Consider the following 13760-nt stretch of genomic DNA (forward strand, 5'->3'; position numbering starts at 1 on the left):
TACAGTGGGAGTATCTTATTGGTAAATTTGTTATTACATATTGGAGGAAATACTTGGAAGATATTTTTGAAGTTATATTCAATTCTGTAAATGATGGAATTGTCATAACTAATTTAGCTGGTCATTTTTTAGAGTTAAATCAGATTACTTGTGACGATTTAGGTTATTCTAAAGAAGAATTGCTACAGATGAGTGTGCAGGATATAATTCCTTTAGAATTCAAAGAAGCATTGGGTAAACAAATAGCTGAAAAAATGCCTTGTGGTGGAGGAGTTTTTGAAACACAATGCATATGTAAAGATGGTTCATTAGAGTTTATTGAACTTAATCTTCGACCAATAGAATTCAAAGGAGCTCCAGCAGTTTTGGTTGTTGTCAGAAATATAACCGATCGTAAAAAGTTCGAGATTAAATGTGCTGAAGATGATCAAAGAAAACGAATTCTCATAGAACAATCAAATGATGGTATTGTTGTCCTTGATGAAAAGGGAAAAGTTTGTGAAGCCAATAAGAAGTATGCACAGATGCTAGGTTATTCACATGAAGAATTTCTTTCTTCGTATGTATGGGATTGGGATGCACGTTTTACTCGCGAAGAGTTAGAGTATATGCACAATATTACTGACGAAGAAGGAGATCAGTTTGAGACCATCCATCGTCGTAAAGATGGCACTCTTTTTGATGTTGAGATTCGAACTAATGCAGCTTATTTTGATGAACAGAAAATGATCTTTTGTGTATGTAGGGATATAACCAAACGTAAACAGGAAGAAAAAGAATTGCTGAATGCCAAGCTGGAAGCAGAATCTGCCAACAAGGCAAAGTCGCAATTTCTTGCAAACATGAGCCATGAATTAAGAACTCCTCTTAATGCAATAATTGGTTTTTCAGAAACGTTGACTAGTGAGATATTTGGTGAATTAACTGAGAAGCAGCTCAGACATGCCAGGCATATCAACGTTAGTGGTAAGCATCTTCTAGGGCTTATTAATAATATCCTGGACCTGTCAAAAATAGAAGCAGACAAAATGGAGCTTGAATGCGAGAATTTTTCTCTAATTGAAGTGCTCAACGAGATCCTTACACAGATGACTCCAATGGCATCACGAAAAAACATCAATATTGGGATTGTGAATGCATCCTCAAATGATTATATTTTCGCAGATAGAGTAAAAATCAACCAAATCATGTACAATCTTCTTAGCAATGCGATAAAATTTACACCTGAAAACGGTAATGTAAAAGTTAACTCCGAAATTGTTAACGGAAATATTCAGATTTCAGTATCTGATTCAGGTATTGGTATTGCTATGAATGAACAAAAGACTATATTTGATTCCTTTGAGCAAGCTAGTTCTACTAATAATCGTGTCTATGGAGGAACTGGACTGGGACTTGCAATCGTCAAACATTACGTAGAGATGCATTCAGGGGAAATCCATCTGGAAAGTGAAGTTGGAAAAGGAAGTACATTCACATTTACTATACCTATGCATCCCAGGTAACAAATCTCATTCATTAGGTCAAACTATTATAAACTCATATGAAATAATATTTGCTTCTGCTGTTGATTAAGTATGATACTTTAATCTTCAAAAACAGAATCTAACTAAGGAAGGTATGGAGCATCAAAGTCCCGAATTGATGCTCCATATCGTACACTAAATTCCAATTGTTGTTTTAACCCCAAACTTCAATTTAACTTTGATAACATCTTACTTATTTGTAAGCTAATGGAAATATATAGCAAAATTTAATATGTATAATCTAAATTGATGTTTTATGTTTATAATATATATATTGCTATTTTGACCTACAAACAACTTAAGGTAACATTTCTCAATTCAAGAAATGTATTCTTGCTCTTGATAATGAATAATGCATAAAATAAGACTTGTTGGACATTTTATTGGGGGTTATTATGTATTGTAGTCCAACAGGTCAGAAGACGATTGGGAAATTCATCCACAGTGGTAATTGATAGCACTTTTCTACTAATAGTTTCACACCGGTTTTTATATAGCACTATATAATGTATTGTTCTGTTAGTTCTCTATATAGTAATTCCCGAGTTATCTTGTCTCTTGCTATTGTTCTAAAGACTATTGTAGGCATACCTTAGAGTGAATTTCTGCTTCACTAGAAAATAGAATGCTACTTTAAGTGCTTCTAAGAAAAGCATCAACCTATAAAAACAAAAGAAGAAGGAACAAGTCCTTCGTTTTTAATTATGTCTGGCTTACTGTTCGAAAACAGCTCATCTTTTATGATCAGGCAAAAATAGCAATGGAATCAAACCTTACAGTTCCTTTATTTGTCCAGTAACCACAGTTTTCACAATACTGGATAGTTTCGTTTTCATTCAGCTTGGAATTACATTCCGGACAGTTTTCTAATTTGTTCATTTTTCCCATCATTTTTTAAATCCCCTTTCTTATTTTTAATAAGTAGTGTCTATTAGTTATCATACTACTTATAGCTAGTACTTATAATACTATTTATTACTCAGGTGGATTATGTTATCTATATATATGCTATATTTTCTTTTTTGCATCAGATAAAATTAGTCTATTCTGTAGTGCCTATTCAGTTGTTTTGTAATGGAAAATCCTGAAAATCACAGTAGTAATTACTATTTGGTATGGGTCATTAAAATTTTGATAGTACTGTCAGATGTTCAGAATGTTCACATTTACGGGCATATTTCAAAATCATGAACATGATTCTTTTATATATAGACATAACAACCCTGTATATGCAACAGCTGTATTTCGAATAGATCAGCATGCCAAAAATGGGATTACAATATGAGCGAGGAACTTTTCTATCAGAACCAACTCCAGAACCTTGAAGATATCAAAGCTTCATACTTCAGCCAACTCGATGAAGTTGAGAAAAAGCGTGCTGAAATAGCTTTGAAGAAGGAGCAAATAAAAGCTGATGAAGCTCATATCATGGAAGAATATCACAGGATACGTGATGCAAAAAAGCTGATCACAAAAGAATTTGAAAACCTTGCCAGTAAAAGCGAGATTCTCAAACAGGCAAAAAAGGAATACGAAAGAAAGCATGTTTCATTCTTAAAGCTGGAAGCTGAGCTTGCTACTCGTATGGATAAATACGATATTGATAATAACTCTCTGCAGAAAAGAAATTGTGAGCAATATAGGGTTCTGCGTACTCAATATGAAGAAGAGCTGGCTGTTAGGAAAAGGCAAAAAAGCCTTGACAGGACAAGGAAAAAGCTTGAATCAAAGGCAAAGGAAATTGCTGACATTAAAAAAGAGATAACTTCCGGTGAGATGGATATTGAGGTCGAAACTGAGAAGATAGAACGCAAGCGTGAGTATGTCAGGTATATGCGAGAGCTTCTCTCTACTCAGGAAGAGGAATTCTCATCTCGTGAAAAAGAACTCATTCAGTTAAAACAAAAGACCGAGGATGAGATTAGTAAGCAGGTAACTATTCATAGACAACAGCTTGATATCATCAAAAAGGATGCCAGGATCGAACAGCAGATGGCATACATCAAGATCCTTGAAGATGATCTCTATGAACTCAAAAGCAAACTTGAAAAAGCAAATGAAAAATTGATTAATATGAAGCTTTTTTCAAACATATTCGAGCAAAATCAGGAGCTTCTTGCAAACTGAATATCAATTTATTTTTTTAAATTCATACTCTTTTTTACTGATGTATCTGCGTACATCATTTTTGTCAACAGGGCGATTTATAAAAACTTAAATAACATTTGATTAATTTCAATCATAAGGCACGGTGGCATGTGTATGCATGCCTTTGGCGGGAACTCGCATACCAACCAAAATTTACTGAGGGGTGCACGTGCCTTTTGCTGTTAATGTGCAACATTTTTTTTGGATACGATTTTATTTCTTGATTCTGAACAATATCTCAAAAGAATTATGATTACAATATATTTGAATCAACAAGTTTAAACATTTAGACTCAATACGCAGTTCGGGTATGTCTCTGATCAATGAATTTCTGATATCCGGGATACTTCTGGGATTTGCTTCTGGCATATCACCAGGTCCGCTACTGACCATGACCATCTCAGAATCACTTAAACACGGTTCACGTGCAGGGATCAAGGTTGCAGTATCTCCATTTATAACAGACATTCTTATAGTTTCGATGATCCTGCTTTTTCTTCTGAAATTCGAGAATTACGACCCTGCAATTGCCATGATAAGTCTGGGAGGCTCTTTTTATCTTATTTATCTTGGAATCTCATCCTTAAGAACAAAGAGTAGTGATCTCGATCTTGAAACAAAGAAGAGTGATTCTTTAAAAAAAGGAATTATTGTGAATTTCCTCAGCCCTCATCCATATCTGTTCTGGATTGCAATAGGCGGACCAATTCTTTTCAAAGCTCAGGACACCAGCATCTTTTCAGCAATACTTTTTGTTATAGGTTTTTATGCTTTGCTGGTCGGTTCTAAAATCACCATTGCAATGCTGGTGGGAAGATCAAGAGGCTTTTTGAAAAGCAATTATTATCTATACACAATCAGATCATTGGGACTTGTTTATGTGGTCTTTGCGTTCTATTTCCTGAAGCAAGGATTGGAGTTGCTGAATTAAAGAAACAATTGTTGCAATAATGGTTGAAATTAAAAAAGAAAATATCGGAGGGAATCTCTCCAAAAACAATTTTATTTTTTTCATTTTTCTCTGAACTCATCGCTCTCAGTTCACCACCATCGTCAAGAGCGTAGGTGCCGTAACAGGCCAATACTCGGAAGCAAAAGTTATTTTAAAGCTGACTATGTGGCGTAGCGTATATGTTTGTGTCAGCTTATTCAAAATATCCTGTCTCAAATATCAAATATTTCCATCTTTATTGAAAACTAATTTATATATCTGACATTTTGGGGATAAGTTAACACTGTTATTAAAAACATATTTATGTAACAATATATAATCTATATTATAATTTAAAATTTGATGAGGTTGCTATTATGGTAGATTGTGAATTACTTTCAAAATGTGGATTTTTCAGTAAATATCAGGATTCCAAACAGGCTGCATGCAGTGGTTTCATTGCTATGTATTGCAAAGGATCAAAAATGGATGACTGCAAAAGAAAAGCTTATAGAAAAGAAAACGGTGTTGCACCATCAGACGATATGATGCCAACCGGTTCAATGATCGCAAATTGATCATCTTCTTTTTAATTAATCATACTCACTTTCCTGTAAAGCATCTGTAACTGTATCGGGGATATCAGTTATTCGTTTTCCCCATGAATATATATTCATTTTTTTGCTGCGTACAAAACCAACTATTGTAAGTCCGCGGGACCTGGCAATATCAATAGCAAGGGTAGTAGTTGCACCCCTTGATACAACAACAGGGATATTTGCAGTAAGACATTTCCTGACCATTTCCGATGATATCCTGCCCGAGCAGATAATGTATGTTCTGGAAAGGTCTATTTTATTTTCAAGAGCATAGCCAACTATCTTATCAAGTGCGTTGTGTCTGCCAATATCTTCTACAACACATACCTTTCCATTTGGATCGTACAACCCGACCACATGTATTCCGCCTGTAAGGACATGAAGTTGTGAATCAAGGGCTTCTTTTACAGAGTTGCGTATGGTTTCGGAATCAAGTGTCAGGTCTGAGTTTATTTCCGGTAGTTTGCCTATATCGAGATAGGACATTGAACCGCCACAACCACTGAGAACCGTTTTCTTTGATACAAGTATCTTGAATGGACTTTTTGTCAGCACGCCTGCGTTTGTGTCTTCTATCCTGATAGACTCAATTTCATCTGCATCCTTGATTATACCCTCCGTGAACAGAAAACCAATAACAAATTCCCTTAGCATATCAGGACTGATCATCGCAGTGAGTGCATGCCTTCCATTAACTGTGACTGCAAGCGGCATCTCTTCAATGACCGAGTGTCCTTCCAGTTCAAAAGAGCCTGAATCTCCTTTGATGCATTCGATTTCCCTGTACATTACAATCTCCTCACAAGTTCCTTTATCGTATCTATAAGCAACTCGATTTCTTCTTCTGTGTTGTAGATGTAGAGACTTGCCCTGACAGTGCCGTTCTTCAGTCCCAGATGTTTCATCAGCGGCTGACAGCAATGTTCTCCTGAGCGAACCATGATACCTGCACCTTCGTCAAGTACATGTGCAACTTCATGTGGATGCACACCGTTTACATTGAAGGACACCACTCCTATTCTGTCTGAGCTATCCTGTGGACCATAGACCGCTACACCATTTATGTCACTAAGTCCTTCAATCAATATCTTTGTAAGCTTTTCCTCATGTTTTTCTATGTTCTCCATGCCAATGTTTTCCAGGTATTCCACAGCTCTGGTAAGACCAATCATTCCTGATATATTTGGTGTTCCACCTTCATATTTTTCATATCCTTCTGCGAAGGTGAATCCATCCATGGAAACTTCACCTATCATTCCGCCACCAAACAGGAGGGGTTTAATGTCTGCATCTTTCATCCACAAAATTCCTGTACCGGTTGGTCCGAGCATTTTGTGTCCTGAAAAACAGAAGTAATCACATCCCAGTTCCGTTACATTGATCGGAATATGTGGTACTGACTGGGCACCGTCCACAAGTAGCTTTGCTCCATAATCATGACATATAGCAGCTATTTCCTTAACAGGCATAATATTTCCAAGTACATTGGAAGCATGTGTTACAGCAACTATCTTAGTGTTCTCACTGATAATATCCTCAAGATCACTGATGTTCAGTGAACCTTGGGCATCTGTTTTGATAACTGAGACTTCAACATCTTTTTCACGCAGGTTTATCCAGGGAAGAAAATTGGAATGATGTTCCAGGATGGTTGTAATAACATTGTCATCTTTTTTCCACTTTGTTCCGCTGGCAACCATATTAATTGCTTCAGTTGTGTTCTTTGTGAGAACTGTTGTGCCATTTTCCCCGCCAATGAACTGTGCTATCTTCTCATGGGCATGCCAGTATTTCTGACTGGCAATGTTAGTAAGCCGATGCACACCTCTTCCTACATTTGCACGGTAATGCCTTTCAAATTCGTTTGTGGCATTCAGTACCTGTTCTGGCGAAAGACTTGTCGCAGCACTGTCCATATAGGCAATATCTGTAAGAATTGGAAAGTCAATCCTTGCTTGCTTCAGGTTTAACATTTGTTTCCTTCCTGAAATTTAATATGACTCACAATTGTGAATAGGATTTGAATCTAAAAAATGTTTTCTGTTTCTGTACATTGTCACTCCTTTATGCATTACTTTTATATATTCACAATTGTTAACATAGATTCACAATCGTGAATTTCATTGATATTCACGTTATTAATGCCGTATCATTACGAATAATGCCTGCTGTGCAGACTGATTGTAATGAGGCAAGAGGTATTCCTATGGATATCAGAGTACAGAAAACATTTGAAGCGCTATTTGCCTTAGAAGACATCCGTGAGATGCTGCGCCAGTCACTACCAGGTACCGGTCTGGCAGACACGGAAGGATTCAACGGGCAGATACAGCATATCAGGTCAGTATTAGATGACCTGGAGGCTGGAACAGGTGTTCCCAAAATCGAAAAGATAGGTGGAACACTTGGTATTCGAAGCCGCGAGGAAGAATACGTTAACATCCAGCCCATACAGGCAGCAGGACGACTAACCCCGGAAGCCCGCAAGGCACTCATTGCATACGGGGACGGATACTCTACCTGTGACAGCTGTCGCAAGCCCTTCAGACTTGACAAGATATCCAAGCCACCTATTGCTGATTTCCACCAGGAGCTTGCAGCATTTCTTAATATGGATGCCGCCCGTGTGGTTCCTGGAGCCCGCAGAGGTTTCCAGGCAGTAGCTTCAAGTCTTGTGAAGCCCGAGGATCCTGTTATAGTATCCTCTCTTGCGCATTACACCGAGTTTTTGGCAGTTGAAGCTGCAGGTGGTGTTGTGCGGGAAGTTCCTCTAAATGAAAAGAACATAGTAACAGCCGATGCCACGGCAGATAAGATAGAGGCAGTTATAGCTGAAACTGGTAAAACACCTGCTCTCATCATGATTGATCATTTTGACTATCAGCTCGCAAATGAACATGATGTTGCAGGGATCGGTAAGGTTGCCAAGCAGTATGACATACCTTTCCTTTACAATGGTGCGTACACTGTAGGTGTAATGCCCGTTGACGGGAAAAAGATAGGTGCAGACTTCATAGTAGGTTCCGGTCACAAGAGTATGGCATCACCTGCACCATCAGGCGTTCTGGCAACAACTGATGAATGGGCTGAAACAATCTTCAGGACAACACAGATGAAGGGTGACCTCACAAACCGTAAATTCGGTGTAAAGGAAGTCGAGATGCTGGGATGTACACTCATGGGTTGCACACTCATGGCAATGATAGCATCTTTCCCAACTGTAAAGGAGCGTACCCTTAACTGGGATGAGGAGCTCAGAAAATCCAATTTACTTATTGACAGAATGCTGGAAATTGAAGGGAGTGCCGTAGTTTCGGAGTATCCACGCAAACATGCTCTATCAAAAGTAGATACCACAGGCAGTTTCGATGTGGTAGCCAAGGCGCATAAGAGAAGAGGATTCTTCTTCTCAGATGAACTCTCAAAAAGAGGCATAGTTGGAGAATTTGCAGGAGCAACTCGTGCATGGAAGCTAAGTACCTATGGTCTTTCATGGGAAAAGGTCAATTATCTTGCGGATTCCCTGCAGGAAATTGCAGAAAAGTATGAACTTAAGGTCAACAGGGATAACCTTTGACCTAATATTATTTACCTGGATAGCTATATACTAAATATTCACGTTTTAAAAGGATATTTCTTATGTTAAGCAAGGATGAACTAGAACGTTACAGCAGGCAGATAATGCTCTTTGGTGAAGATGGTCAGGAGCGTCTTAAAGATGCCAGTGTGTTCATTGCAGGTGCAGGCGGACTTGGTTGTCCTGTGGCACTCTATCTCGCAGCAGCCGGTGTAGGACACTTGCGTATTGCAGACAAGGATACTGTGGAGCAGACCAACCTCAACCGTCAGGTGCTTCATTGGGAAAATGATATCGGCAGGGAAAAAGTGCTGTCTGTTGAAGACAAACTTCGTGAGATAAATCCTCATATTGAGGTGGAGGCGTTTCACGTTACGATCGATGAATCGAACATAAGGGAACTTGTAGGCGATGCAGACCTTATTATTGATGCAATGGACAATTATCAGGTAAGATATCTTCTCAACAAGGTTGCCAATGAAACAGGAATTCCGTTGATACATGGTGCAATTCGTGGTTTTGACGGTCAGGCAATGACAATCATTCCGGGTGTCAGTGCATGTTTTAATTGTGTTTTTCCTTCTCCTCCGCCAGCTGAGGTCTTTCCTGTAGTCGGTGTGACTCCTGGTATCATAGCAATGATACAGGTCAACGAAGCTATCAAATGCCTGCTTAGAAAAGGGGAACTTCTAACTGACAGACTCCTGATATGGGACGGACTTTCTTCCGAGATGGAATACATGAAAGTTTCCAGAAGAAGTGATTGTAAGATATGCGGCACAGGTTCCGGATTAAAGGATTGATATTCATGATTAAGATAACACATGATGATTTCGATGTAAACGCTATGATATCAAAGGCCAGAACACCTAAAATGGGTGCATTGGTCACTTTTATTGGGACTGTCAGGGACGATGGCATGGACATGCTTCAGTTTGAGGTCTACGAAGAAGTAGCCATCACTGAGCTTGAAGCTATAGAAGCTGAGGCATTCGGGAAGTTTGAAATTGAGAGTGTTGATGTCATTCACCGTGTTGGTGACCTGCTTGTGGGAGAGAACATACTCCTGATAATCGTAGGTGCAGGACACCGCAAGGCTGCTTTTGATGCATGTGAATACATCCTTGAGCGCATAAAGGAAAGTGTTCCTATATGGAAAAAAGAAATAGGTGAATCAGGAGAACGCTGGATTCCAGGGGAAGCCTACAATTCCTGATTTCTTTTGTATTATTTTTTGAGTTTACTTAATGTCCAGCATCCTCTGGATTGCGAGTCTTGCTTTGTCTGCAACATCTTCAGGCACAGTTACTATTGGGGTGAGACTTTCAAGTGAGTTATACACTTTCTGAAGGTCTGTTTTTTTCATGGTAATACAGATAGCGTTCTCGGACAGTGGATAACATTGCTTGTCGGGACAGTCCTTTTCCATCCTGTGAATTATTCCTACTTCTGTACCGATTATGAACTCCTTTTTCTCGCGTCTGCAAACATGATTTATCATTCCGGATGTTGAATAAACATAGTCTGCCAGATCAACGACCTCTGCCCTGCATTCCGGATGAACAAGGACTTCTGCCTCAGGGTGACGTTCCCTTGCAGTAATGACATCATCCGGAGTGATTCTGTCATGCACAAAACAGAATCCTTCCCAGGGCATTATCTGCTTGTCGGTAAAGCGGGCAACATAACTTCCGAGGTTGCGGTCCGGTACGAATATGACCTGCTGTGCATCCAGGGACTCAACTACTTTTACGGCATTTGATGATGTACAGCATATATCACTTTCAGCTTTGACCTCTGCCGATGTGTTAACATAACAAACTACCCCTGCATCAGGGAATCTTTCCTTAAGGACTCTGAGTTCGCCTGCAGTTATCATTTCAGCCATAGGGCAGTTTGCATCTGCAGCAGGCAGGAGGACTATTTTTTCAGGTGAAAGTATGGCTGCGGTTTCTGCCATGAAATCCACTCCGCAAAAGACTATCACGTCTGCATCAAGGTTGGCAGCCTTTCTGGCGAGTTCCAGGGAATCTCCGGTAAAGTCGGCTATGTCCTGCACATCACCTATCTGGTAGTTATGGGCAAGTATTACTGCATTACGTTCTTTTTTGAGCTGCAGTATCTTTTCTTTAAGTGCTTTAGTATCAAGTGACGTTTTTTCAATATAGGTCATGGATGGTTCCTTTATATTTTATGTGGTATGGCAAATGATGCAAAACTTCACAATTGTTAATTGATTTTTATTGCTATATATTTTTCCTTTATTTTCTAAAACACAGATTGAAAAAAGAAGTTTTTCAAATTTGTCAGATTCATTTGATCAATTTGTCTGAAATGTGAATGATCTCACTGAGATGATCTCTGCAATGGCAGTGATAGTTTTTATGAGTTTGACCTATAATTTGGATAGGTCGGTGTGCGTGTTTTTGTATTCTATCTTTACTGAAAAAGCAAAGTGCAGAAAAGTCTGCACTTTTTGTTCATTTAATCATTTTACTTTTTTCAGGATATTACGACACCATATTTTGCAAATACCTTTGAGAATGCGAGTCTGAGACTTTCAGCGTCTTCCTGAATCTGCGTATTATTCCCGTTTGCTGCAGACTGCTCAAGTACCCCTATTGCAGCATCTACTGTTGCCAGTGACTGGTTATAATTGCTATCTGCAAGTGATGGTTTTTTAGCATCTTTCACATTCTGCCATTCAGTTTTAAGTGTTGGAATGTATGAGGTAACTGTTTCTGTATCATTGATATTTGCTGCATCAATTGCTTCTTCCATGGTCATATGGAATATGGTCAGATAATCTCCCATGTGCAAAATGTTGTTTCTTTCATGGAGACTGAAGAAAAGGTCCCTCATTGGCTCAAGCCCCGTATGTGCAGCTTCTATATCCCCTTCTTCAAGCATTTCCTGTGAATGCTCTGCAATCAATACTGCTCTTTTGATCTCTGTTTGCCAGTTCACATCATTGGCATACATCTCAGGAGGATTTTCCCCGTATGTATCTGATACGTAGCTTAATTTGTTTACCAGTTCAGCAATTGAGGATTCTGAAGCATTAACGTTCTTCTGGCTGGTTGATACAAGTGCCTTTACGTAGGCCGTATTTGCTTCCTCCATGATCTGTGAGAACTCAGTTTCATTTACAACTACAACAGTTGTTTCAGTTGTTTCATTCTTGCCTGTATCCTCCACACATCCCGATATCAGAGCAAGTGATATTGTAAGAAAAATACATGTAAATAGCATTTTTATCTTCATATTGATAACCCAAAAGAAGAATGCTTTAAGTAATAAAATATTTTCCAGTAAAATTTAATTTGAATTCTCCTGAGGTGTGGTACCGCTTTAGACGGGTGAAGACAGCTAGGAGGACTCAGAGAAAGAAGCCACACCTCAGAACTAAAATTCACTATACCATTATATTATTATATTTAATGTATTTAATAATTTGTGGTATATATTTGATCTATCTCTTCATTTCACATTTTCTGTCCTGTCTTATGTCCATATATGTTAGTCCCCATTGTGCCAGTGCTTCCAGTACAGGAATGATGGTTTTTCCAAAATCAGTGAGTGAATATTCAACTCTTGGCGGTATTTCAGGATACATTTTCCTGTTAACGATCCCATCATCTTCCAGTTCCCTGAGTTGTTTTGTCAACATACGGGGAGATATGCCAGGCAACATCTGCTGAAGTGTGTTGTAACGAAGCACATCTTCTTTTAGATGCCAGAGTATAAGCGGTTTCCACTTTCCTCCGATAACACCCAGGGTTGCTTCTACAGGGCAGCTGTATTCAGTAGTTTCTATGTTTTTCATATGCCTCCTCCTCCTATTTATTCTGAATATTATTGTTACTATACTTTTTGTTAGCTGCTATCAAAAAAGAGTGTATATTGTATAAATATAGTGCAAGACCATTTATGTTTTGAATATTTTACATTACTTTACAATTTAAGCTTAAAGGAAATGGTCAGAATGAAAGTAGTAGGTTTTGTAGGAAGTCCAAGAAAGAACGGTAACACTGATGTACTCGTCCAGCAGGTCCTTGACGGAGCTGCAGAAGCAGGGGCAGATGTAGAGAAATTCTACATAAATGATATGAACATAAAAGGCTGTCAGGGATGCACATACTGCAGGGAAGTCGATGGATGCAAATTAAAAGATGACATGTCTAAAGTTTACGATGCTCTTAAAAGTGCAGATGGTTTCGTGTTCGGATCCCCTATCTATTTCTTCCAGTTCACAAGTCAGATGCGTCAGGTAATCGACCGTTGCTGGGCACTTGTCAATCCAGATTTCACACCACGCATTGCTGGTGGAAAGAAAGCTATCATAGTTGGTGCACAGGGCAACCCCGAACCTGATGCATTTAAGGGAGTCTTTGATGAATTTACACAGGTACTTCAGATGTTTGGGATGGAAGTCAAAGGTACCTTTGTAGATGTTGGTCACCATGCACCCGGAGAGGCAAAAGAGAACACAGAGCTTATGGAACAGGCCAGGACAGCCGGCACCAATCTCTTTGCTTAATTGTTTTTTTGATTATGAGACATGCATTTTGCATGTCCCTTCTTTTCTGATAAAGTTCACAGACTAAATCTGTTTTGCAGTTTTTAATCCATATCATTTATTGCAAAAACTCCGCATACACCGGGATGCCTTCAACGGAGGCAAACTGCTCTTCTTCAATGAAGTTCTCATTTTCACTTTCGTTTTCATCAGTAGTTATATTTATTTCTACAAGGTTGTAGTATAATATATGATTTATGCATCGTATGATACTCTTTTTGAGTATTATTTGCTCGATTGCTATTGATTTATGGTTGTAATTTTTCAAAGTATGGCTAATACTTATTTTTTAAGAGCAGCTGAATATAAAACATTTGAATTTGTGATAATCTGAATCTTTAGAAGGTTCGGGTAGACCAGATTACAACTATTGCAAGTAATTTTCAAAATATCAATTACT

General features: G+C 38.6%; 14 protein-coding genes. 8 read left to right on the top strand and 6 right to left on the bottom strand.

Annotated features, from left to right (window positions below):
• Nucleotides 1-53 precede the first annotated feature (53 nt).
• Nucleotides 54-1505, top strand: a complete 1452-nt coding sequence (locus RE474_RS12460) for a PAS domain-containing sensor histidine kinase (RefSeq protein WP_309310684.1) — start codon at nt 54-56, stop codon at nt 1503-1505.
• Between the two features lie 765 nt (nt 1506-2270).
• On the opposite strand, the gene RE474_RS12465 is transcribed toward RE474_RS12460, so the two are convergent.
• Nucleotides 2271-2417, bottom strand: coding sequence for a hypothetical protein (locus tag RE474_RS12465; RefSeq protein WP_309310685.1), 147 nt, complete (start codon nt 2415-2417; stop codon nt 2271-2273).
• A gap of 390 nt (nt 2418-2807) precedes the next feature.
• Between RE474_RS12465 and RE474_RS12470 the strand changes: the two genes are divergently transcribed.
• The 3 genes from RE474_RS12470 (at nt 2808) to RE474_RS12480 (ending at nt 5183) form a co-directional block, all read left to right on the top strand.
• Entirely contained in the window at nt 2808-3653 is an 846-nt protein-coding gene (locus tag RE474_RS12470) for a coiled-coil domain-containing protein (protein ID WP_309310686.1), read from the top strand.
• Between the two features lie 331 nt (nt 3654-3984).
• Nucleotides 3985-4605 (top strand): LysE family translocator, encoded by a 621-nt coding sequence (locus RE474_RS12475; RefSeq protein WP_309310687.1) that lies wholly within the window; start codon nt 3985-3987, stop codon nt 4603-4605.
• A 377-nt stretch (nt 4606-4982) separates the two neighbouring features.
• Entirely contained in the window at nt 4983-5183 is a 201-nt protein-coding gene (locus RE474_RS12480) for a hypothetical protein (protein WP_309310688.1), read from the top strand.
• 15 nt (nt 5184-5198) lie between these two features.
• Here the strand turns inward: RE474_RS12480 and fdhD are convergent, their stop codons facing one another.
• Nucleotides 5199-5993 carry a formate dehydrogenase accessory sulfurtransferase FdhD gene (gene fdhD / locus RE474_RS12485; protein ID WP_309310689.1) on the bottom strand — a complete coding sequence of 265 codons (795 nt, stop codon included), beginning with the start codon at nt 5991-5993 and terminating at the stop codon, nt 5199-5201.
• Nucleotides 5993-7177 carry an aminotransferase class V-fold PLP-dependent enzyme gene (locus RE474_RS12490; protein ID WP_309310690.1) on the bottom strand — a complete coding sequence of 395 codons (1185 nt, stop codon included), beginning with the start codon at nt 7175-7177 and terminating at the stop codon, nt 5993-5995. The genes fdhD and RE474_RS12490 overlap by 1 nt, the downstream gene beginning before the upstream one ends.
• 233 nt (nt 7178-7410) lie before the next feature.
• Here RE474_RS12490 and pscS point away from each other — a divergent pair, with 233 nt between their 5' ends.
• The 3 genes from pscS to RE474_RS12505 all read left to right on the top strand — a co-directional run bounded on the left by pscS (nt 7411) and on the right by RE474_RS12505 (nt 9997).
• Entirely contained in the window at nt 7411-8781 is a 1371-nt protein-coding gene (pscS, locus tag RE474_RS12495) for an O-phospho-L-seryl-tRNA:Cys-tRNA synthase (RefSeq protein ID WP_309310691.1), read from the top strand.
• Nucleotides 8782-8843: 62 nt separating this feature from the next.
• Nucleotides 8844-9584, top strand: coding sequence for a HesA/MoeB/ThiF family protein (locus RE474_RS12500; protein WP_309310692.1), 741 nt, complete (start codon nt 8844-8846; stop codon nt 9582-9584).
• Between the two features lie 5 nt (nt 9585-9589).
• Nucleotides 9590-9997: a molybdenum cofactor biosynthesis protein MoaE gene (locus RE474_RS12505; protein ID WP_309310693.1), complete on the top strand. Its 408-nt coding sequence runs from the start codon at nt 9590-9592 to the stop codon at nt 9995-9997.
• 24 nt (nt 9998-10021) lie between these two features.
• Here the strand turns inward: RE474_RS12505 and nadA are convergent, their stop codons facing one another.
• The 3 genes from nadA to RE474_RS12520 form a co-directional block, all read right to left on the bottom strand.
• Nucleotides 10022-10954, bottom strand: coding sequence for a quinolinate synthase NadA (gene nadA, locus RE474_RS12510; protein ID WP_309310694.1), 933 nt, complete (start codon nt 10952-10954; stop codon nt 10022-10024).
• A 329-nt stretch (nt 10955-11283) separates the two neighbouring features.
• Complete coding sequence (locus RE474_RS12515) at nt 11284-12045, bottom strand: hypothetical protein (RefSeq protein WP_309310695.1); 762 nt, start codon at nt 12043-12045, stop codon at nt 11284-11286.
• 208 nt (nt 12046-12253) lie between these two features.
• Nucleotides 12254-12607, bottom strand: a complete 354-nt coding sequence (locus RE474_RS12520) for a winged helix-turn-helix transcriptional regulator (RefSeq protein ID WP_309310696.1) — start codon at nt 12605-12607, stop codon at nt 12254-12256.
• Nucleotides 12608-12757: 150 nt separating this feature from the next.
• On the opposite strand from RE474_RS12520, the gene RE474_RS12525 reads away from it, so the two are divergent.
• On the top strand, nt 12758-13321 hold the full coding sequence (locus tag RE474_RS12525; RefSeq protein ID WP_309310697.1) for a flavodoxin family protein: 564 nt from the start codon (nt 12758-12760) through the stop codon (nt 13319-13321).
• Nucleotides 13322-13760: the final 439 nt, after the last annotated feature.

The organism is Methanolobus sediminis, assembly GCF_031312595.1.
Classification (GTDB): domain Archaea; phylum Halobacteriota; class Methanosarcinia; order Methanosarcinales; family Methanosarcinaceae; genus Methanolobus; species Methanolobus sediminis.